The sequence below is a fragment of the Amycolatopsis sp. SID8362 genome (assembly GCF_010550475.1).
Classification (GTDB): domain Bacteria; phylum Actinomycetota; class Actinomycetes; order Mycobacteriales; family Pseudonocardiaceae; genus Amycolatopsis; species Amycolatopsis eburnea.
In genome coordinates this window covers 1-627 of the sequence record NZ_JAAGNB010001856.1, presented here as the reverse complement: position 1 = coordinate 627, position 627 = coordinate 1, and the positions used below count along the sequence as shown (strand labels likewise).

At 76.1% G+C, this 627-nt stretch carries 1 pseudogene; it reads right to left on the bottom strand.

The features are described from left to right. Positions 1–627 (bottom strand): annotated as a pseudogene (locus tag G3I65_RS56185) (PD40 domain-containing protein); the annotation flags it as partial.

The following is a 627-nucleotide window of genomic DNA, read 5'->3' as shown; positions in this document are numbered from 1 at the left end:
CCACCGCGCCGCGGTTGCGGACGGCCACGAGCACGTCGGCGCCGCGCGGGACCGGTGCGCCCGCCGAGGTTTCGCAGTCCACCGTCTCGATGTCGGTCAGCCGGCGCGCCTTCACCGGGCCGGCGCCGAACTCGGGCGTCGCCGCGTACAGCCCGGTCATCGCGGCCTCGCGGTGCTCCGCGAAGGACTGTCCGAAGTAGAACAACGTGCCGTCCGCGCCGAACGCCGGGCGCTCCGAGTACCCCTCGCCGCGCACCACAACCTCGGGCTCGCCGCCCTCGGCGGAGATCGCGCAGACGTCGCGGAAGTCGCTCTCGGCCGCACCCCACTCCGGCGGTGCGGTGAAAACCACGCGCGTGCCGTCGGGGGTCCAGACCGGGTGGCTCGCGTCGAACCCGGCGCCGGTCAGCGGCTCGGGCGCCTCGGCGGGCTCGGTCGCGTCGACGACGAACAGCCGCTGCGCGCGGTCGCGCACGAAACCGACGTCGTCGAGCCGGTAGTCCATGCGCGTGATCCGGCGCGGCGCCTCGGCAGCCGGCTCCGGGGTCTCGCCGTCGGCGTCCTCGGTCCCGTAGCGCCCGGCCTCGGGCACCCGGGCGGTGAACGCGATCCGCCGCGAGTCCGGCG